A 21,133-nucleotide genomic window follows, 5' to 3' on the forward strand; every position below is an offset into this window, starting at 1 on the left:
CCTGCTCCGCCGCCCGGGACAACGACTGCCCAGTGTCTCGCATTCCCAGGCGGATCCGTACCAGGTGCCCGGACTCCGGAAGCGGCGTGCCGTGCTGGTCGTGGATCGCATGGGAACCGTCGGTCAACGGCTCGGAACGGTCTGCTGCAGGACGATCGGGCCGCAGTCGGGGGAGCGCAGGTAGACCTCGACGAAGCCGGGCGTGCCGGGCGCCGGGTAGACCAGGACGTCGACCGGCGAGCCCCGGTAGGTGCCCCGGTCGGTGGCCAGCGGGACGCCGGAGGCGGGTGCCGGGCAGCTCGTGGAGGCGGACGGGGACGGGGCGGCGGAGGGCGAGGCGGAGGGGGAACCGGGGGAGGTGAGCTCCGGCCGGGCACCCTCGGCCGGGAGGGCGGCCTCGGACTTGGCGGGCCCGGTGGCCCGCAGCCCCGGAGCGGTCTCCGAGCGGGCCAGCAGCTGTTGCACCTGGGTGGCGAGCCGATCGGCCTCGTAGACCGTGCCGGGACTCGCCGCGTGCGGGGTACGGGCGCTCTGGTCGGCGGCGGCCGTGGTGCCGGCCGGGGCGGCTGCGGTGACCGCGGAGCCACCGGAGCGGTCGTCGGGGTGCAGCAGCAGCGCCCCACCGAGGCCGATGGCGGCCAGGGCGGCGGCGGTGCCGAGCAGCAGGGCGATCCGGCGCCGCTTGGGGCGGGGCCGGCCGGGTCCGGTGGCGGCGCCGGGCCGGGAGGGCGGCGCGGAGGGCCCCGTGGCGGTGCGGACGGTCGGGGCCGGGGTGGCGGCCCGGCGGGGAGCGGCGGGGGCCTCCTGGGGGCGGTCGGCGGGCTTGGGCGCGGCCTGGTCGGACTGCTCGGCGTCGCGCCCGGCGGCGGCCACGGCCAGGGCGGCGTCCAGCCGGGCGGCGACATCGGCGGGCATCGGCGGGGCCTCGACGGAGCCCAGCAGCTCCCGGACCCCGGCGAGCGCCTCGACGGTCTCCCGGCACTCGGCGCAGCCGGCCAGGTGCCGCCGCAGCGCCGCCACGGCGTCGGGGGAGTCGACCAGGTCCTCGGCGAGGTCGGCCAGCCGGTCGATCGACGGGTGGTCCCCGGCGTGGTCGGGGGAGGAGAGGTGGGCGCTCATCGTGTGCTCGCGTCTCCTTCCAGAATCGTCCGACCGGTGCTCGGGCCTGTTCCTGTGACGGTGCGGGGCGCCTTCGGGTTCCCCGGGGCGTCCGGTCGCGGCGGCGGGGCCGAGCCGGGGGCGCCCGTTGTTTCACGTGAAACGCCCGTCCCGCCGTCGCTCTCCCGCAGGTGCCGGACCAGCGGGAGCAGTCGGGCGCGGCCGCGCGCGCAGCGGCTCTTCACGGTGCCCACCGCGACGCCGAGCAGTTCGGCGGCCTCGGCGACCGGGTAGCCCTGCATGTCGACCAGGACCAGCGCGGCCCGCTGTTCGGCGGGCAGGGCGGCGAGCGCGGCGGTCACCTCGCGGTGCAGCTCGGCCCGGACCACCGGGGAGTCGGCCGGCTCGGCGGCGCCGACCAGGGTGTCGAGCCGCTGCGGGTCCTCGTCGAGCGGGGTGGTGCGGCGGGTGGCGGTGCGCCGGGCGCGGTCCAGGCAGGCGTTGACCACGATCCGGTGCAGCCAGGTGGTGACCGCCGAGCGGCCCTGGAACCCGGCGGCGGCGCGGAAGGCGGAGACCAGGGCGTCCTGGAGGGCGTCGGCGGCCTCCTCACGGTCGCCCAGGGTGCGCAGGGCGACCGCCCAGAGCCGGTCGCGGTGGCGGTTCACCAGCAGGCCGAAGGCCTCCCGGTCACCGGCGACGTGCCGGGCGAGCAGCGTCGCGTCGTCCGTCTGGTCCACGCCGTCCGTCACCGCCGCTCCTTGGTCCTCGTCCGTTCGCGCGTCGCTCGACGGATCGCAGCGGCCGTCCGGTCAGCCGGAGACCTTGACCTCGGCGACGCCGCCCTGGAAGTTGCCCTCGGAATTCTTGGGCAGGGCGGTCAGCCAGATCAAGAGGTAGCGGGTGGTGACCGGGTTGTCCAGGGCGTACTCGACCGTGGTGCCGCTCTTCTTGCCGATGACGGTGAAGTCCTCCGGCTTGGACTGCATCGGCCTGGCGGCGGCGCCCGTGCCGGGCACCCGCAGCTCCGCGGTGTGCTCGCCGGCGAACTGGACGGTCACCGAGGAGACCGTCTGCTGCGAGCCGAGGTCGATCATCAGACCGGTGCCCGCCCGGCGTGCGGGCGGCTTGGGGCCGAACTGGTCGACGTACCACTGGGTCTGCCAGACGGTGTTCGGATCGCCGTCGACGGCCTTGGCGGGGCTGTCCGACCCCTCGGAGGGGGTGCCCGGCGCGGTGTACGACTGCACGTCCTTGACGGCGATCGGCACCGGCGCGTGCGGCGTCGGGTGGGTGGCCGAGGGCGCGGCGCTGCTGACCGAGGGCAGCGGGGAGGCGACGGCGCCCCCGGTGTGGCGCAGGTTGTCGACGAACTGCCAGGAGGCGACGCCGATCGCGCCCAGGGCGACCGTCCAGGCGGTGGCCTTGACGACCCGGCGCAGCCGCCGCCGGGTGCGCCGGGCGGCGGCCGGGCGTGAGGAGGCCGGCAGCGGGGCGACCGTGGCGTCGGCCACCCGGGTCGGGTTGGGCGCGGTGGGCAGGGCGTGGGTGTTGTGCCGGGGCGGGGTGGGGAAGGCGGGCAGTTCCGGCTCGGGCTGGCGGATCCGGGGCAGCTGCGCGATCGCCCGGACCAGCTCCTCCGGGGTGGTGATCGGCTCGGCGTGGTGCGGCGGGTGGTCGAACAGGGCCCGCGCGGCGAGCTCGGACAGGCCCTTGTGGACCCCGGCGCGGACCTGGTCCGGGGAGGCGTTCTGGAGGCCCCTCGGCAGGCCCTGGAGGTCGTAGCGGTCCTCCGGGTACGGCCAGCGGTGGGTGAGTGCGGCGAACAGCAGGGCGCCGATCGCGCGGGTGTCGGAGCGCTGGGGGTCCTCGGCGCTGTCCTCGGCGGGCAGCCCGCGCAGGGCGGCGTCCACCGCGATGCCGTTGATCCGGTACTGGCCGCTGTCGGTGCGCAGCACGCAGCGCGGGGTGAGCCGCAGGTGGGCCTGGCCGCGGCGGTGGGCGGCCGCGACGGCGTCGGCGACCTGGCGGACCATCTGGTACGCCTCGTGCGGCTCCATCGGGCCGTTGGCGAGCAGCCTGGCCAGGTCGGAGGAGTGCGGCAGCCACTCCCGCACGACGTAGACCAGCTCGCCCTCCTGGACGGCGTCCAGGACCTGGACGAAGCGCGGGTCGCCGAGCAGGGCGGCGGACTTGGCCGCGGCCAGCACCTTGCGGGCCCGCTGGTGGCCGGAGGCCATCAGGTGGACGCCGACGGCCCGGCGCAGCTTCTCGTCGACGGCGCGCCAGCTGCTGAAGGTCTCGGACTCGGAGATGCACTCCTCCAGCCGGTACCGGTGGCCGATCTTGTCGCCGCTGCGGCGCTGCGGGGCGGGGAGGGTGCGCGGGAGCGTGGCGGTGTCGCGCGGGTCGAAGGTGGGCTGCGGGTCGGTGGGGAGGCGCTTGGCGGGCGCGGGCGCGGCGGTGGGGGCCGGCTTCTTCCGGGGGGCGTCAGCGGTCAGCTCGGCGCGGATCTCCTGGACCGAGAGCGGAGCGGTGATCTCCGAGGTCTCCTCGGCGACGGAGTCCTCCGGTGCGGCGGAGGACTCGCCGTCCTCGCCGTCCTCGCCGTCCTCGCTGTCCTCGCTGTCCTCGGGAGTGTCCCCGGAGACGGGGTCTTCGGAGGCGGGGTCCTCGGAGCCGGTGGCCCCGGCCTCGGCGTCCGCGCGGGCGCGCCCGGGGGCGTCCTTCGCGACAGCGAGCCGGTCGATCGCCGCGGCCAGCGCGGCCTCGTCCGCCGCCGCGTCAGCTGTTGACGTGTCGACGACCGCCTTGGTGCCATCAGCCACCGTGGTCCTGCCTCCCCTTGTGTCGCCCCGGCCTGAGAGAGTCGCTGGAGCCCTCGGGTTGGTGGCCCTGTGCTCCAGGACAATTGTGCCCACTCTTCTCCACCGGGTACGACCGCTGAAGGGTCCGCTCGGTTGCATCCGGGTGGAGAGATGTGGTGCAGAACCGACACCGGGTCGCCATCTCGCGGCCGGGCGTACCCGGACGGGCCGGTGGCCCAGCACTCGGCCGGACGAGCGGAGGAGCCGTGCGCTCCGGTTGACGCCCGGTCAGGGCGCCCGCTCGTCCGGCCGGTCGTCGGACGGTCAGCGGCCCAGTCGGCCGCGGACCATGCCCAGCATGGCGTTCAGTTCCTCGATCCGCAGGCGCTTCGCCATCAGCACGAAGACGGCCAGTTGCAGGCCGCCGGCCACCACCAGCGCGGCCACGCTGCCCGGCCAGCCGCCGAGCACCTGCTGGACGCCGAGGGCGGCACCGAAGCCGACCAGTGCGGCCGGGACGCAGGCGGCGGCCAGCCGGCTGTAGGTCCTGCCGATCCGCTTGGTGTCCAGGCCGCCGATCTTCTTCTTCAGCTTCGGCACGGCCACCGTCACTCCGACGGCGTACGCGAGGCCGTAGCCGAAGGCCATGCCGACCACCGTCCACTGGGCGGGCAGCAGCAGCCAGCACAGCAGCGAGAAGCCGGCCTGGCAGACCGCGACCCAGACGGTGTTCGAGAACGGCGTCCGGGTGTCCTCGTAGGCGTAGAAGCCGCGCAGCATCACGTACTGGGCCGAGTACGGGATCAGGCCCAGGGCGAAGGCGGAGAGCATCAGGCCGACGTTGGTGGCGTCGTTCAGGACGGTCTGGTTGCCGCCGACCGCGTAGATCGAGCGGCCGATCACCGGGCCGAGCGAGAGGAACAGGAACGCGCCCGGGACGACCGCCACCGCCGTGGTGCGCAGGCCGTAGGAGATGTCGTCTCGGACGGCTCCGGCGTCCTCGTCGGCGGCCGCCCGGGAGAGCCGGGGGAGCACCGCGCTCATGATCGAGACGGTGATCACGGCCTGCGGGAGCTGCCAGATCAGCAGGGCGTTGGAGAACGCGGCCAGGCCGACACCGTTGTGGCCGGCCGCCGCGGCGGCCTCACCGGCCTTGGTGGACAGCTGGGTGATCACCAGGTAGCCGGCCTGGTTGGCGAGCACGAAGAAGAACGTCCACTTGGCCAGCCGGGCGGCCTTGCCCAGGCCGTGGCCGCGCCAGTCGAAGCGGGGCCGGAAGCGGAACTCGGCCGCCCGCAGGTACGGGACCATCGCCAGCGACTGGACGACCAGGCCGACCAGGGTGCCCAGGCCGAGCAGCCGGACGCCCTCGGGCGAGATGGACTCCGGGGAGACGTGGGTGGTGCCGAAGCCGCCGTAGACCCAGATGTAGGCGGAGAAGGTGAAGATCACCACGATGTTGTTGAGGACCGGGGTCCACATCATCGCGCCGAAGCGGCCGCGGGCGTTGAGGATCTGGCCCATCACCACGTGGATGCCCATGAAGAAGATGGTGGGCAGGCAGTAGCGGGCCAGCGCGACCGTGGTGTCGGCGCGCTCCGGGTCCGTCATCATCGAGTGGGCGATCAGCTGGACCAGCACGGGTGCACCGAGCACCGCCAGGAACACCACGCCGCCGAGCCCGACCATCACCAGGGTGAGCAGCCGGTTGGCGTAGGCGGTCCCGCCGTCCTCGTCGTTCTTCATGCTGCGCACCAGCTGCGGCACGAAGACGGCGTTCAGCGCGCCGCCGCCGATCAGGATGTAGAGCAGGGTCGGCAGGGTGTTCGCCGCGTTGTACGAGTCACCCATCACGCCGACGCCGATGGCTGCGGTGATCACCATGGTCCGGACGAAGCCGGTGCCGCGGGAGACCAGCGTGCCGGCGGCCATGAGCGCGCTGGAGTTCAGCAGGTTGGCGACCTTGCCGCCACCACCGCCGCCGCCACCGGCTGCCGGGGCGGGCGCGGCCGCGGGCTGCTGCCGGGCCGCCTCCTCCTCGGCGAGGACGTCGGCCCGCGGCTCGACCGCCGGGGGCACCGCGACGGCGGCCACCTGCATGGTGGCCTCCTCCTCGGAGAGCGGCGGGTCGAACTCGATCGGCGGCACGAAGGGGCGCGGGGCGTCCGCGGCGAGGTGCTGCGGCTGCCCCGGGTAACCGCCCACCGGCGGGTACGGCGCGGGCGCGCCGGGCGGCACGGTGCCGGGGGCGCCGCCCTGGGCGGCCATCGGCGGGGCCGGGTGCTGGGTGGCGTGCGGGGCCGGGGCGGGCTGCGGCACCGGCTGCGGGGCCGCGGCCTCCGCCGGACGGTCGCCGAACAGCGCGTCCACGCCGACGTACTCGGTGGTCTCGCTGTCCCAGGCGGAGTGCGCCGGGCCGGGCTGCCACTGCTGCCGGGGCTGCTCGGCGCCGCCCCAGTGGTCGCCGGCCGGAGCCGGGGCCGGCTCCTGCTGCCAGCCGCCCTGCGCCGGGGCGTCCCAGCCGGACTGCACCGGCGGCACCGGGGGCGAGAACCGCTCCGCCGCCGGGTACGGGACCGGAGGCACCGGCGTCGGGTAGCCGCCGGCCTGCGGCGGCAGCTGCGGCGGCACGTCGTACGCGGCGGCCGGCGGCTGCGGGGCGGCCGGGCGACCGGCCTGCAGACCGTACGGGTCCTGGCCGTCCCGCTGGTTCCCGTAGGCGTCGGCCGCGTACGGGTCCTGGGCGTAGGTGTCGGCCACGTACCAGTCGCCGGACGGCGACTCGGCGCCCGGCCGGCTCTCACCGCGGCCCGGCGGCCGCTCCTCGCTGCGCCCGGTCATGTCACCTCTTCGCTGTCGTGGGGGGAGGCCGGCCCGGCGTTGCGGGGGGTCGGCGGTATCAAGGACCAACCTTCTCATCACTGGAGGCCCGATCCCGGCCATCAGGGCTGCTCCCGCGCGGTGTCTGCGCAGGACCGTCACCGGTCTCGCCGCCCGCCGGTCCGTCCCCGTCGGCCGTGCCGGCGGCCTGGTCCGTGCCGTCCCCGCCCTCGTCCGTGCCGTCCGCGGTCGGCACCCGGGCCGCGGCCCCGCCCGTCGCCGGGGCGTCCCCGACCGGCTGGTCGCCGTCCTCGTGCGGCTGACCGCCGCGCCGCTTGCGCTGGCGCATGAAGCGCAGCGCGGCCAGCAGCAGCAGGAGGCCGGCGCCCGCGAAGACGTACAGCACGCCGTTGGTCACCGAGGTGACCTCCACGGTGAACGGCTGGGGGGCGCTGTACGGCCGCGGGTTGGGGCCGGTGGTCCACAGCTGGGCGGTCATGTTGACCGGCCCGTTGTTGTGCGCCTCGGCCTGGAAGCGGAGGGTGGCGCTCTGCGAGGCCGGGAGGACCAGCTCCTCCTCCTTGCCCACCCGCAGTCTGTTCGGCTGGGTCGAGGTGAGCACCAGCTTCAGGTTGGTCACCGTCTGGGTGAGGTCGTTGCGGACGCTGACCTGGAGCAGGCCGGTGTTGCCGGCCAGGGTGACCACCTTCTTCGGCGGCACCTGGACGGCGTTGGTCAGCTCGGTCAGGTACTTGGTGACACCGGTGCGGTAGGCGGCGCCGGCCGGGGCCTGGGTGCGCCACTCGGTGGAGAGCGAGCGGACCATGGCGGCGCTGAACGGGCCGCGCACCCGCTGGGGCAGGGTGAGCACCCGCATCAGCGTGTCCAGGCCGAACTGGATGTCGGCGGTGCCGGTGAGGTCGGAGGCCGACAGCTCGGAGGCCCGGACCTGGTTCGGGTAGTCGGCGGCCGCCGGGACGCCGGTGTTGGCCTTCGGGTCGGGCGCGGACTGCGCCACGGCGTCCAGCTTGACCGGGCTGATCCACTTGTCGGAGGCCGTCTGCAGGGCGTTGGCCAGCACCTTGGCGGTGTTGACGGTCATGTCCCGCGGCGGCATGACCAGCAGGCTGCGCTGGTTCTGCGGCTGCTCGTGGGTGATCGCGTAGGTCTCGGCGAGGAAGCGCTGGGTCGCCTCGGTCTGGTCCTTCGGGGCGCCGAGGTCCCCGCGGAACAGCGCGGAGACGGTCTCGTCGGCGACCACGGCGCTCTGCCCGTTGCCGATCGGGCGGACCGCGGAGGGCGTGTAGTTGAGCGAGTCCGGCTCCGGCATGCTCGCCCCGTTGACCAGCAGCAGCCCGCTGCCCGCCTGCTGGGCGAGGCCGGCGATCTGCTGGTCGACGTAGCCCTGGTAAGGCCAGGCGACGTCGGAGCGGGTGTCCACCGAAAGCCGGCCCTCGACGGTCAGCCGCCCGGCCGTGGCCGCCTTGCCCAGGCCGGTGGTCACCGCGGTCAGGTCGGCGCCGTTGTGCGCGATCGAGGCGAGGTCGGGGTCGGCGTACGGCAGCGAGACCACCTGGCTGCCCGGCTTGGCGACGGCGGCCCGCAGCTTGTCCAGCCACGCGGTGGCGGCGGCCGAGCCGTTGACCAGGACGGTGTTGTCCTCCCGGGCCGGCTTGCCCGCGGACTCGGTGCCCGGGTTCTGCACCCGGTACGGCCTGGTCATCGCGAGTGCGGCGTCCAGCAGGTCCGGGTCGATCACCCAGGTCAGGCCGTTCAGTTTGGCGCCGGTGTCGACCAGCTCGTACAGCCGCCCGCCGGGGGCGAACTCGGTGGCGAGGCTGTCGTCGTGCAGCACCGGGACGGACTGGTCGTTGTCGGCGACGGTCTGCGCGGCCAGCACGGGCGCGTGCACCAGCGGCCAGATCGTGGCGACCTTGGTCGGCTGCGCCTCGGCGCCGCCGGGGTTGTACGGGAGGAAGGTCCGGGCGATGCCCAGCGGCCGGTCGTGCGCGTTGTCGGCGGTCGAGCCCCAGGCGTCCACCGCGAGCTCGTACACGCCGCTCGCGGACATCCCCAGGTCGTTCACCGCGACGCTCAGGGTGTACGGCAGGGTCTGGCCCGGGTTGAGCTCGGGCAGGGCGTACTGCGGGCTCTCCAGCTCCACGCCGTCCGCGGAGCTCGGCGTGGAGCGCCCGGCCACGCTGGTCAGGTCGCTGCGCCGGTCCAGCGGACGGCCGGGCTTGCGGACGGCCGCGTGGGCGCCCTTGAGCGCCGACTTGCCGGCGTTGGTGACGTGCCCGCTGATCGTCACGGTGCCGTTCGGGGCGGCGACCTGCGGGGCCAGCGTCTCGATGGTCAGGACCACCGGGAACTCGGCCGAGGCGGTGGAGTCGGCCGCCGACCGGACGTCGCCGCCGGCGGGCAGCGCACCGGCCGGGGCGGCCGCGAGGACGGTCAGGGCGGCCGCGCAGGCGGCGGCGAGGCGCAGGCCCGCACGACGGACGGGATGACGTCGTCCGGCGGGGCCGTCGGCCCGTCCAGGCTGTCGGTGCGCCCCCAGGCCCGAGTGCCGTGTCGGCTCACTCACTCGCTTCGCCCTCGCCGTTCTCGATCGCGTGCCGCTGATGCTGGTCGCCCGGCGCGGTGCGCCCGGCGTTCTTCGCTTGGAACCCTTGGAAAATCTGAAATGCCTGGAACTCTGCTGGAACTCTTCGCCCGACGCCGCCGCACCGCTGCCGCGGGGTCCCGCAGGCCGTGGCGGCGCGCGACACCGCATCCCCTGTCCGGTGCCCGAGACTCGTCCACCGGCATGGTAACGATGCAGCCCGGGATGCAGTGTTGCGGGCTGTGGGATAGGACGCCCGAAACGCGCGGGCGGTTGACCTTCCGGGGCACGTACCCTTGTGAGCCGTGTCCACTGCCAATGAGCCCACCGCGCGCACCGACCGTTCCAGCACCGCCGTCCAGGTCGTCCCAGGCCTGAGCGAGGCCCAGGCCCTGGGGCTGCAAGAGTTGCTGCGGGTGTCGCCGGTCGCCGACGAGATCGCCCGCCGTTTCCAGGCGGCCGGCCACCGGCTGGCGCTGGTCGGCGGCTCGGTGCGGGACGCGCTGCTCGGCCGGCTCGGCAACGACCTGGACTTCACCACCGACGCCCGCCCGCAGCAGGTGCTCAAGCTGGTCAAGGGCTGGGCGGACGCGGTCTGGGACGTCGGCATCGCCTTCGGCACGGTCGGCGCCCGCAAGGACACCGCCGAGGGCTCCTTCCTGATCGAGATCACCACCTACCGCTCCGAGGCGTACGACCGCACGTCCCGCAAGCCGGAGGTCACCTACGGCGACACCATCGAGCAGGACCTCGTCCGCCGGGACTTCACGGTCAACGCGATGGCCGTCGACCTGCCCGGCCGCGGCTTCGTCGACCCGCACCACGGCCTGGACGACCTGGAGGCCCGGGTGCTGCGCACCCCCGCCACCCCCGAGGAGTCCTTCTCCGACGACCCGCTGCGGATGATGCGGGCCGCCCGCTTCGCCGCCCAGCTCGACTTCGACCCGGCGCCCGAGGTGGTCGCCGCGATGACCGCGATGGCCGAGCGGATCACCATCGTCTCCGCCGAGCGGGTCCAGGCCGAGCTGAACAAGCTGCTGCTGGCCAAGCACCCGGTGAAGGGCCTGCGGCTGCTGGTCGACACGGGCCTGGCCGACCACGTGCTGCCCGAGCTGCCCGCGCTGCGGCTGGAGCGCGACGAGCACCACCGGCACAAGGACGTCTACGAGCACTCGCTGACCGTCCTGGAGCAGGCCATCGCGCTGGAGCAGGACGGCCCGGACCTCACCCTGCGGCTGGCCGCGCTGCTGCACGACATCGGCAAGCCGCGCACCCGCCGCTTCGAGTCGGACGGCCGGGTCTCCTTCCACCACCACGAGGTGGTCGGCGCCAAGATGACCCGCAAGCGGATGCGCGACCTCAAGTACTCCAAGGAGCTCATCGAGGACGTCTCGCGCCTGGTCGAGCTGCACCTGCGCTTCCACGGCTACGGCGGCGGCGAGTGGACCGACTCCGCGGTGCGCCGCTACGTCACCGACGCCGGGCCGCTGCTGGAGCGCCTGCACAAGCTGACCCGCTCCGACTGCACCACCCGCAACCGCAAGAAGGCGGCCACGCTCTCGCGCACCTACGACTCCCTGGAGATGCGGATCGCCGAGCTGAAGGAGCAGGAGGAGCTGGACGCCGTCCGCCCGGCGCTGGACGGCAACCAGATCATGGAGCTGCTCGACCTCAAGCCGGGTCCGCAGGTCGGCAAGGCGTACAAGCACATGCTCGAACTGCGGCTGGAGCACGGCCCGATGGAGCAGGACGAGGCGGTCGCGGCGCTGCGGGCCTGGTGGGCGGAGCAGCAGCAGGGCTGATCCCGGCCCCGGTCACGACGACGCGAGGGGTGGTCCCGGCACTCGGCCGGGGCCACCCCTCGCGCGTGGGCCGGGCTACTTGAGCCTCTTCAGGCAGAGCACGTAGTTCAGGGCCGGGAGGTTGGTGTAGGTGCGGGTGTACCAGCTGTCCGCCTTCGGCTGCTGCTCGCAGACCTTCTCGTCGGAGGTGGCCGGGTACTTGTAGACCACCTTGTACTGCGCCTTGGGGTCGGTGCAGGCCAGCACCGAGACCTTGGGGTGGGTGTCCGTGGTCGCGCCGGTGGTGCCGTTCTCGTTGCGCAGGCAGTCGCCGGCCTTGGCCGAGTCGACGCCGTCGGCCGGGTCGCTCGGGGTGGTGACCGGCGGCAGGGTGATGCTCGGCACCACCGGCAGCGTGAAGGTCGGCGAGGGGAAGGCCGGCGGGGGCGTGAAGGTGAAGGTGGAGGCCGCCGGCGAGGGTGCGGCGATGATCGGGTCGGAGGGGTTGTCGGTCTTCGTCGGGCCGAGCACCCCGGTGGCGGCCAGCACCACGGTGACCGCCAGCGAGGCCGGGACCACCAGCATGGCGATGTGCGGGCGGCGGGTCAGCGGCACGCCCGGGTCGAGCTGCGGGCCGTGGGTGCCCGGGACGGGCGGCGGCAGCTGCTTGAACTTGTTGTGCGGTATCAGGTTCAGCAGCAGGGTGATCGGGGTCAGCAGCCACGACACCAGGCTCCACCAGCCCTGGACCAGGGTCCGGGCGGACATGTCGCGGACGGTGGCCGTGCCGCAGGTGCGGCAGAACGGGCCGGACATCCGCAGCATCCGGTAGGCCACCAGCAGGCCCTGGTGGCCGCGGACGGTGGTCTGCACCGCCGGGTAGCCGCCGCAGAACCGGCAGGTCACGCCGTCCGTCGGGCCCGGCGGCGGGTACCCGTACCCGTAGCCGGGCGCGGCCTGCTGGTAGCCGTAGGCCTGCTCGGGCGGCGGCGGGGGGCTCGGGTAGCCGTAGCCGGGCGGCGGCGGGCCGGGCTGGCCGGGCGGCGGGGGCGGTGCGCCGTAGGCGCCGCCGGAGGAGTACGGGTTGCCGTCGCCGGGTGGCGGACCGTACGGCATCTGGGGCGGTGGCGGAACGGACAAGGTGGTCCCCCGGGAAGGAGTGGCGGAAGAGTTCAGGACTTCTTCACCGGCGGGACGCCGGTGGTGGTGGGCGTCATCGGACCGAGGCAGAGCACGTACCGCTTCTTGTTCCAGCGGCGGCCGCTCTTGCCGGAGACGGCACTCGTGGTCTGCGGGGTCTGCTTGCAGCGGTTCACGTCGGTGGTGCCTTCGAACTTCGACAGCACGCGGTAATTCGCCTTGGAATCAGTGCACTTGACGATCTCGACATCACGGGAGCCGCTCACCCGCACACAGTCGCCGGGCTTGGCGCTGCTGACGCTCGGCCCGGCGACGAAGTACCCGACCGCCAGGGCTATGCCGCCGCCGACCAGGCCGACGGCCTTCAGCTTGGACTTGGTGCCGAGCTTCTTCGCGGGTGCGGCCGGTGCCGGAGCGGCGGGCTGCGGGTGGCCGTAGGGCCCGGCGGGCGGCTGCTGGCCGTACGGTGCCTGCCCGTACGGCGACTGCCCGTGCGGCGGTTGGCCGTACGGCTGCTGCCCGTACGCCGGCGGTGGCCCGTAGCCGGGCGGGGCCGGCTGCGGGGGCTGCCCGTAGGACGGGGGAGGTCCGTAGGGCGCGGCCGGCGGGGGGACGGGCGCACCGTACGGCGATGCGCCGGGCGGCGGCCCGTACGGGTTGGGTGGTGTGCTCATCAGTTCGTCCCCCGAGACAGAGTGCTGTCGCTCCGACAGGTCTGACACCTTAGCGACTCGGTCCGACGCCATTCGTCCCGAGTCCCGGGGGATTTCCGGGATCGCTGGTCAGGGCAGCGGGCGGCGGCGGGCGGCGCGCAGGTAGAGGGCCGCGGTGAGGGCGTACACGGCGGCGACCCCGACGACCACCGTGACCGAGCGTCCGGACAGCGGCAGCACCAGCGCGGTGACCAGGGCGGCGGCGACGAAGGCGACGTTGAACAGCACGTCGTAGATGGCGAAGACCCGGCCGCGGAACTCGTCCTCGACCGTCTCCTGCACCACGGTATCGGCGCAGATCTTGGTGCCCTGGGTGACCACCCCGAGCAGCAGGGCGGCGATCAGGCAGGGCACCAGGGTGAAGCTCAGGCCGAGCGCCGGGACGAAGACCACCGGGGCGACCAGGCAGACCGTCATCCAGCCGGTCAGGCCGAGCCGGCGGGTGCACCAGGGGCTGACCACCGCGGCGACGAAGAACCCGGCGGCGGAGAGGCCGACCGCCTGGCCGAGGGTGACGAGACCGGCCGCGCTGTCGGCCGGGTCGTTGAAGGTGTACCGGGCGAGCATCACCACGACCACGATCAGCACGCCGTAGCAGAACCGGGCCGCGGTGACGGCGGCCAGCGCGTGCACGGCGGGCCGGCAGTCCCGCACCAGGTGGCGCACCGCAGCGCCCAGTTCGACTGCGGCCCGGACCAGTGCCTGGCCGAGCGCCGGGCGGTCGGCGTGCTGGTCCGGGCCGAGCAGGTCGCGGTCCATCCGCCGGGCGGCCAGCGCGGCCGACAGGTAGAGCAGCGAGGCGACCGTGACCAGCGCGGCGTCCGCCTTCGGCCCGGGGGCCATCACCTGGTGCAGCAGGAAGCCGATGCCGCCGCCCGAGGCGGCGGCGACCGTCCCGAGGGTGGGGGAGAGCGCGTTGGCGGTGACCAGCTGATCCTGCTCCACCACCCGGGGCAGCGCGGCGGACAGGCCGGCCAGGATGAACCGGTTGAGCGCGGTGACCAGCAGGGCGGAGGCGAAGAACAGCCAGGTCGGCGCCTCGGCCAGGAGCAGCGCTCCGGTGCCCAGGCCCAGCCCGAAGCGGGCCAGGTTGCCGACGTAGAGCACCTGCCGGCGGCGCCAGCGGTCCAGCAGCACCCCGGCGAACGGGCCGATCACCGAGAACGGCAGCAGCATCACGGCCAGCACCGAGGCGATGTCGGCGGGGGAGGACTGCTTCTCGGGGGAGAAGACCACGTACGCGGCGAGCGAGACCTGGAAGACGCCGTCCGAGAGTTGGGAGAGCACCCGGGCGGTCAGCAGCCGCCGGAAGTCGCGGCCCCGGAGCAGATCGAGGAGCGTGGCGCGGTGCGCGGACTGGTGGGTGCTGCCGTTCTCGGTGATCGCCACCCGCCCAGGGTGCCATGGAACCGGTCGATGTTTCACGTGAAACATTGGCCGAGAAACGGTGAAGTGCCCACGATCCGGGGATCGTGGGCACTTCCGGAGAGCTACGGGCGGTCAGTCGCCCGGGCGCTCAGCGCTCAGCGCTCGACCTCACCGCGGATGAACTTCTCGACGTTCTCCTTGGCCTCGTCGTCGAAGTACTGCACCGGCGGGGACTTCATGAAGTACGAGGAGGCCGACAGGATCGGGCCGCCGATGCCGCGGTCCTTGGCGATCTTCGCGGCGCGGACGGCGTCGATGATGACACCGGCGGAGTTCGGGGAGTCCCAGACCTCCAGCTTGTACTCCAGGTTCAGCGGGACGTCGCCGAACGCGCGACCCTCCAGGCGGACGTAGGCCCACTTGCGGTCGTCCAGCCAGGCCACGTAGTCCGAGGGGCCGATGTGGACGTTCTTGGCGCCCAGCTCGCGGTCGCGGATCTGCGAGGTGACGGCCTGGGTCTTGGAGATCTTCTTGGACTCCAGGCGCTCGCGCTCCAGCATGTTCTTGAAGTCCATGTTGCCGCCGACGTTCAGCTGCATGGTGCGCTCAAGGATGACACCGCGGTCCTCGAACAGCTTGGCCATCACGCGGTGCGTGATGGTGGCGCCGACCTGGGACTTGATGTCGTCACCGACGATCGGCACGCCGGCCTCGGTGAACTTGTCCGCCCACTCCTTGGTGCCCGCGATGAACACCGGCAGGGCGTTCACGAAGGCGACCTTGGCGTCGATGGCGCACTGGGCGTAGAACTTGGCGGCGTTCTCGGAGCCCACCGGCAGGTAGCAGACCAGGACGTCGACCTGCTGGTCCTTGAGGACCTGGACGACGTCGACCGGGGCCTCGTCCGACTCCTCGATAGTCTCCAGGTAGTACTTGCCCAGGCCGTCGAGGGTGTGGCCGCGCTGCACGGTGACGCCGGTCGGCGGCACGTCGCAGATCTTGATGGTGTTGTTCTCGCTGTTGCCGATGGCGTCGGCCAGGTCGAAACCGACCTTCTTGGCGTCGACGTCGAAGGCGGCGACGAACTCCACGTCACGGACGTGGTAGTCACCGAACTGGACGTGCATCAGCCCGGGGACCTTGCCGGCCGGGTCGGCGTCCTTGTAGTACTCGACACCCTGCACCAGCGACGCGGCGCAGTTGCCCACGCCCACGATGGCTACGCGAACCGAACCCATTTCCGGTTGCTCCCTGTGATCTCATGAGGGCCGCCGGGGGCGGCGGCACTCGTCCTGCTTCTTCGATGACTGTTTGCGGGGCGCGAGGCGCCCACTCCTTCCGCGCGGCACAGGGCTGGCGCGGTGTCAGCGCTCCTCGGCGGAGCGCCCCGGGCGGTCGTACGGTGGCCCGGACGGGTCCGAGGACCCGGTCTCCTGGCCACGGCCGTCCGAAGTCTTGTGGGGTACGGCGGTGCTGCCGGGGCCGCCGGCGGCGGCGGCGGGCCCGGTCCGGCCGGTGCGGTTGGACCGCTCGGTCTCGATCAGCTCGTTGAGCCAGCGGACCTCGCGCTCGACCGACTCCAGTCCGTGCCGCTGGAGTTCGACGGTGTAGTCGTCGAACCGTTCGCGGGCGCGGGCCAGCGAGTTGCGCATCCGCTCCAGGCGCTCCTCCAGCCGGCTGCGGCGGCCCTCCAGGACGCGCATCCGGACGGCCCGGTCGGTCTGACCGAAGAACGCGAAGTGGACGCCGAAGTGTTCGTCCTCCCAGGCGTCGGGGCCGGAGTCGGCGAGCAGCTCCTCGAAGCGCTGCTTCCCCTCGGCGGAGAGCCGGTAGACGATCTTGGACCGCTTGCCGTTGAGCGCGGTGGCCGGGACGTACTCGACGTCCGGGTTGTCCTCGACCAGGAAGCCCTGGGCGACCAGGCTCTTCAGGCAGGGGTAGAGCGTTCCGTAGGACAGTGCCCGGAACGTGCCGAGCAGGATGTTGAGCCGTTTGCGCAGCTCGTAGCCGTGCATCGGGGCGTCGTGGAGCAGGCCGAGAACGGCGAACTCCAGCACCCCTGAGCGCCTGCCCACTGTCGTCGTCCTCCTCCCTGTCGGCCTTCGTCCGGCCGCTGCATCCGGCGGTATTCCGCTTCGATGTATCGGCTCGATATATCGAGAACAGTAAACCCGACCCCGGGAACCGGCAAGGGGGGCACGCGTGAATGTGATCACAAGCCGACTCGCGGGTGGGCTTGGCAACGGGCGTGTAATGATCTGTCGCCGTTTTGCGGTTATTGGCGACTGATGCCCGATTAGTTGTATTTCAGTGCTGCGTACGCTGTCGCGTGTGCACGAGGACCACCTCCGGGGTTAGGGCGGTTTGCGGGCATCGGACGTGAACCCTGCCTTCAGGCCGGAAACGCCTGACGAGGAGTGCTGGAAGATGAGCGAGCGACGGCGAAGGACGCCCAACCCGGGCGGCGACGGGCAGCAGCCCCCGGGAGGCGGCGGCCGTCCAGGAGGGCCGGGGCCCGACGAGCTGCGCTCCGACGGGGTCGGCCGCCGGCGCCCGCCGGGCATGCGGGAGACCGCCCAGCAACCGCGGATGGGCCGGGCGGAGATGCGCAAGGCCGCCCAGAAGAAGGGCAAGGGCGGCCGGGGTGATGCCGCGGCCGCCGCGGCGACGGCCGGACCGGGCAAGAAGCGCTTCATCGACTACCCGCGGTTCGGCAAGACCGGGATCCGGCGCTGGCTGCCGTCCTGGAAGCAGTGGCTGAGCGGCTTCCTGCTGGTCTTCGGCTGCTTCGTCGGCCTGGTGTTCTACCTGTACCAGACCACCCAGGTCCCCTCGCTGAACTCGCTGGTCAAGGACCAGAACACGATCTACTACTGGGCCGACGGCTCCGAGATGACCCGCAAGGGCACGACCAACCGTCAGATCGTCGAGCTCCAGGACATCAGCCCCAACCTGCAGAACGCCGTCATCGCCGCGGAGAACCAGGACTTCCGCACCGACCACGGCATCGACCCCAAGGGCATGCTCCGCGCCGTCTACAACATGGCGAAGGGCGGTGAGACCCAGGGCGCCTCGACGATCACCCAGCAGTACGTGAAGAACGCCTACCTGAGCCAGGAGCAGACGATCAGCCGCAAGGTGAAGGAGTTCTTCATCACGCTGAAGATCGACCAGTCGCAGGGCAAGGACGAGATCCTCAAGGGCTACCTCAACACCAGCTGGTTCGGCCGCGGTGCCAACGGCGCCCAGGCCGCCGCGCAGGCGTACTACGGGGTGGACGCCAAGGACCTCAACGTCTGTCAGAGCGCCATGCTGGCCGGACTCCTGAAGGGCGCGGCGTACTACGACCCCACCAACCCGGCCAACAAGGAGCGGGCCCAGGGGCGTTGGTCGTGGATCCTCGACAACATGGTGAAGATCAAGGCCATCTCGCCGGAGGAGCGCGCCAAGTGCACCGCGTTCCCGGACCCGATCCCGCTGAAGCCCAGCTCCAACATGAACGGTGAGATCAGCTACCTGGTCGACACCGCCAACAAGTACGTCCTGAACAACGACAAGGCGATCACCCAGCAGGTGATCGACAAGGGCGGCCTGAAGATCTACACGACCTTCGAGAAGGACAAGGTCGACGCCCTGAAGAAGGCCGTGGACGACGTCAAGGCGGAGAACCTCAACCCGCAGAAGCGTCCGGACAACGACACCAACATCCAGTTCGGCTCCGCCAGCATCCGCCCCGGCGACGGCGCGATCATCGCCCTCTACGGCGGTGACGGCGTGGAGAACGGACACTTCGACAACAACGCCGACGCCTCCGGCGTCCAGGTCGGCTCGACCTTCAAGCCCTTCGTGCTGGCCACCGCCATGCAGACCGGCGTGCAGACCGCCAAGGGCGACGACGGCAAGCCGAAGCGGATCAACGCCGACAGCCGCTACCTGGCCGACGACCTGTCCGAGATCCGCAAGCCGGACGGCTCGCTGGTGATCGGCGACGACGGCAAGCCCTACCGGCAGAAGAACGAGGACTCCAGCAAGCACGGCTACGTCTCGCTGCGGCAGGCCATGCAGTACTCCTACAACGTGCCCTTCGTCCAGCTCAACCAGGACGTCGGCGGCCAGAACGTGGCCGACATGGCGGTCCAGATGGGCGTCAAGAAGGAGAGCCTGGCCGACCCGAAGACCGCGACCTTCCCGCTCGGCACCTCCACCATCAGCCCGATCCGGATGGCCACCGCCTACGGCACCCTGGCGGCCAGCGGCAAGGAGGCCGAGCCGTACTCGGTCACCAAGGTCGAGCTGAACGGCGTGGAGCGCCCGGGCTTCGGCAAGAAGGACCCCAAGGTCGCGCTGGAGCCGGCCGTCGCCGACAACGTCACCGACGTCCTGGTGAACGTGGTGAAGAACGGTACCGGTACCAAGGCCAAGGACCTGGGCCGACCGGTGGCCGGCAAGACCGGTACCACCGACCAGAACAAGTCGGCCTGGTGGGTCGGTTACACCCCGCAGCTGGTGACCAGCGTCGCGATGTGGCGCGAGGACCCGACCAAGCACGAGCGGCTGTCGCTCAACGGCACCGCCGGCCAGGAGTCCATCCACGGTGGTGCCCTCCCGACCGACGTCTTCACCCGGTACATGAAGGCCGCGCTGGCCAACGAGAAGAAGATGGACTTCCCGAGCCCGCAGCCGGTCGGCAGCGAGGTCGACTCCTCCGGTGCGCCGTCCACGGCCACGGCGGCGCCGACGCCGACCACGGCCGACACCCCGTCGGCCCCCGCGCAGACCCAGGCGCCGCAGCCCAACCAGCCGCAGCCGCCGCAACCCACCCAGAACTGCGTGCCCGGCGTGGACTGCCCCGGCGACCAGCCGACCCACTCGCCGACGAAGAACCCGAAACCGACCAGCAGCTGCATCCCGCTGATCAACTGCCCGACGCAGCCGACGCCCACCGACACCACCACACCGGGCGGCGGGGGCAAGCCGACCGGCGGCGGCAAGCCGACACCGAGCTCCACCGGCGGCGCGCAGGGCGCCGCGGCGGGGCAGTAGCGCCGGGCACGGCCCCGGCAGACCCGTGACGGCGGTGGCGGTCCTCCCCGGAGGACCGCCACCGCCGTTTTCGTCACGATTCGCGGACCCGGCCGCCGCACAGCTCCGCAGGCCGTCGCGGGGGCCTCCTCGTTCCGGCGCGGATGGTGCGGCAGGATGTCCGGCATGACGTCGAGCGATCGTGACGAAACCGCCGGCCCGGTCGGGTCCGGCGCCGCCGCAGGGCCCTCCCCGGCAGCCGTCGCCACGGCCGCGCCCGCGGCCGACACCGTGGTCGTCCCGGCCGACGAGGACCCGGTCGCGGCGGCCGGCAGCGAGGTGATCGGCGGGCCGCCCGGACGCCGGGCGCTGCTCGGCGTCTCCTGGTGGATCCCGGCGCGCTTCCTGGCGCTCGCGGTGATCGTGGTCTCGGTGCTCGGCATGGTGCAGAAGCTGCCCTGCTACGAGCAGGCCTGGTTCCAGCCGGGCTCGCCGCAGTACATCCACGCCTGCTACAGCGACATCCCGCACCTGTACTCCGGACGCGGTTTCGCCGCCGGGCTGCACCCCTACGTGGACCGGATCCCGGGCTCCTCGGGGGACCTGCAGTACCTGGAGTACCCGGTGCTGACCGGCCTGTTCATGCAGGTCGCGGCCTGGCTGACGCCCGGAGGGAACCAGCAGAGCCAGGAGCAGTGGTTCTGGGCGATCAACGCCGGGCTGCTGATGGCCTGCGCGGTGGTCGCCGCCGTGGCGCTCTCGCGCACCCACCGCCGCAGGCCCTGGGACGCGGTGCTGTTCGCGCTCTCGCCCGTCCTGCTGCTCAACGGCACGGTCAACTGGGACCTGCTCGCGGTCGCCCTGGCCGCCGTGGCGATGGCCTGGTGGGCCCGTTCCAGGCCGGGCTGGGCCGGCGTCTTCATCGGCCTGGCCACCGCCGCCAAGCTCTACCCGGTGCTGCTGATCGGCCCGCTGCTGGTGCTCTGCTGGCGGGCCGGCAAGTGGCGCGAGTTCCGGCTGATGCTGGGCGGCGCGGTGGGCTCCTGGCTGCTGGTCGACCTGCCGGTCATGCTGGCCAACTGGCAGGGCTGGTCGACGTTCTACGTGTTCAGCAAGCACCGCGGCGAGGACTACGGCTCGGTCTGGCTGATCCTGATGCAGACCCGCGGCGTCGGCCTGGCCGACCTCGACGTCTACATCGGCGTGCTGATGGTGCTGGGCTGCGCGGCCATAGCGTGGCTCGGCCTCTCGGCGCCCCGCCGCCCGCGCTTCGCGCAGCTGGCGTTCCTGGTGGTCGCCCTGTTCGTACTGGTCAACAAGGTGTACTCGCCGCAGTACGCGCTCTGGCTGCTGCCGCTGGCGGCGCTGGCCCGGCCGCGCTGGCGGGACGTCCTCATCTGGCAGGGCTGCGAGGTGCTGTACACCCTCGGCATCTGGTCCCACCTGGGCTTCGTCACCGGGCCCAAGCAGCACGGGATCGGCGAGGCCTGGTACCACTTCGCGATCGGGCTGCACCTGATCGGCACGCTCTACCTGGTCACCCTCGTCGTCCGCGACGTCCTGTACCCGGACCGCGACCCGGTCCGCTGGGACGGCAGCGACGACCCCTCCGGCGGGGTGCTGGACCGCGCCCCGGACGTGTTCGTGCTGGGCACCGCCCGACGGCTGCGCGAGGAGGAGACCTACGCCGCGTACGCGCCGGCCGGCCCCGAGCAGTGGCTGGACGAGCCCGAACTGCCGGAGCCGGCCGAGCGGCCGTAGCCCGTCCCCCGTGAGGGA

13 protein-coding genes are annotated in these 21,133 nt (G+C 72.7%); 3 read left to right on the forward strand and 10 right to left on the reverse strand.

The features are described 5' to 3' along the window. Positions 1–123 precede the first annotated feature (123 nt). The 5 genes from BX285_RS05555 to BX285_RS05575 form a co-directional block, all read right to left on the reverse strand. Positions 124–1,119 carry a hypothetical protein gene (locus BX285_RS05555; protein ID WP_121174596.1) on the reverse strand — a complete coding sequence of 332 codons (996 nt, stop codon included), beginning with the start codon at positions 1,117–1,119 and terminating at the stop codon, positions 124–126. Continuing rightward, the gene (gene sigM / locus BX285_RS05560; protein ID WP_097236940.1) at positions 1,116–1,850 is read right to left on the reverse strand and encodes an RNA polymerase sigma factor SigM; all 735 of its coding nucleotides are present in this window, start codon (positions 1,848–1,850) and stop codon (positions 1,116–1,118) included. Before sigM ends, BX285_RS05555 begins: the two co-directional genes overlap by 4 nt. A 60-nt stretch (positions 1,851–1,910) precedes the next feature. Further along, positions 1,911–3,926, reverse strand: coding sequence for a protein kinase family protein (locus tag BX285_RS05565; RefSeq protein WP_121174597.1), 2,016 nt, complete (start codon positions 3,924–3,926; stop codon positions 1,911–1,913). 303 nt (positions 3,927–4,229) lie between these two features. Further along, a complete protein-coding gene (murJ, locus tag BX285_RS05570) occupies positions 4,230–6,746 on the reverse strand; it encodes a murein biosynthesis integral membrane protein MurJ (protein ID WP_121174598.1) in 2,517 nt (838 codons plus the stop codon). A gap of 58 nt (positions 6,747–6,804) precedes the next feature. After that, positions 6,805–9,312: a DUF6049 family protein gene (locus BX285_RS05575; RefSeq protein WP_121174599.1), complete on the reverse strand. Its 2,508-nt coding sequence runs from the start codon at positions 9,310–9,312 to the stop codon at positions 6,805–6,807. Between the two features lie 392 nt (positions 9,313–9,704). On the opposite strand from BX285_RS05575, the gene BX285_RS05580 reads away from it, so the two are divergent. Further along, positions 9,705–11,132 carry a CCA tRNA nucleotidyltransferase gene (locus BX285_RS05580; protein ID WP_121177276.1) on the forward strand — a complete coding sequence of 476 codons (1,428 nt, stop codon included), beginning with the start codon at positions 9,705–9,707 and terminating at the stop codon, positions 11,130–11,132. Positions 11,133–11,207: 75 nt separating this feature from the next. Here the strand turns inward: BX285_RS05580 and BX285_RS37130 are convergent, their stop codons facing one another. The 5 genes from BX285_RS37130 to BX285_RS05605 all read right to left on the reverse strand — a co-directional run bounded on the left by BX285_RS37130 (position 11,208) and on the right by BX285_RS05605 (position 16,407). Further along, complete coding sequence (locus BX285_RS37130) at positions 11,208–12,227, reverse strand: hypothetical protein (protein ID WP_183107009.1); 1,020 nt, start codon at positions 12,225–12,227, stop codon at positions 11,208–11,210. Between the two features lie 56 nt (positions 12,228–12,283). Further along, positions 12,284–12,925 carry a hypothetical protein gene (locus tag BX285_RS39125; protein WP_179852624.1) on the reverse strand — a complete coding sequence of 214 codons (642 nt, stop codon included), beginning with the start codon at positions 12,923–12,925 and terminating at the stop codon, positions 12,284–12,286. A gap of 108 nt (positions 12,926–13,033) precedes the next feature. Continuing rightward, positions 13,034–14,353, reverse strand: coding sequence for an MFS transporter (locus tag BX285_RS05595; RefSeq protein WP_257032508.1), 1,320 nt, complete (start codon positions 14,351–14,353; stop codon positions 13,034–13,036). Between the two features lie 134 nt (positions 14,354–14,487). Beyond that, positions 14,488–15,570 carry an inositol-3-phosphate synthase gene (locus tag BX285_RS05600; RefSeq protein ID WP_097236946.1) on the reverse strand — a complete coding sequence of 361 codons (1,083 nt, stop codon included), beginning with the start codon at positions 15,568–15,570 and terminating at the stop codon, positions 14,488–14,490. Positions 15,571–15,696: 126 nt separating this feature from the next. Then, the gene (locus tag BX285_RS05605) at positions 15,697–16,407 is read right to left on the reverse strand and encodes a PadR family transcriptional regulator (protein WP_121174600.1); all 711 of its coding nucleotides are present in this window, start codon (positions 16,405–16,407) and stop codon (positions 15,697–15,699) included. A gap of 352 nt (positions 16,408–16,759) precedes the next feature. On the opposite strand from BX285_RS05605, the gene BX285_RS05610 reads away from it, so the two are divergent. Both BX285_RS05610 and BX285_RS05615 read left to right on the forward strand, forming a co-directional pair. Next, positions 16,760–19,375 (forward strand): transglycosylase domain-containing protein, encoded by a 2,616-nt coding sequence (locus tag BX285_RS05610; protein WP_121174601.1) that lies wholly within the window; start codon positions 16,760–16,762, stop codon positions 19,373–19,375. A 165-nt stretch (positions 19,376–19,540) separates the two neighbouring features. Then, positions 19,541–21,115: a glycosyltransferase family 87 protein gene (locus BX285_RS05615; protein WP_121174602.1), complete on the forward strand. Its 1,575-nt coding sequence runs from the start codon at positions 19,541–19,543 to the stop codon at positions 21,113–21,115. Positions 21,116–21,133 lie beyond the last annotated feature (18 nt).

It is taken from the genome of Streptomyces sp. 1114.5, assembly GCF_003635085.1.
Taxonomy (GTDB): Bacteria; Actinomycetota; Actinomycetes; order Streptomycetales; family Streptomycetaceae; genus Kitasatospora.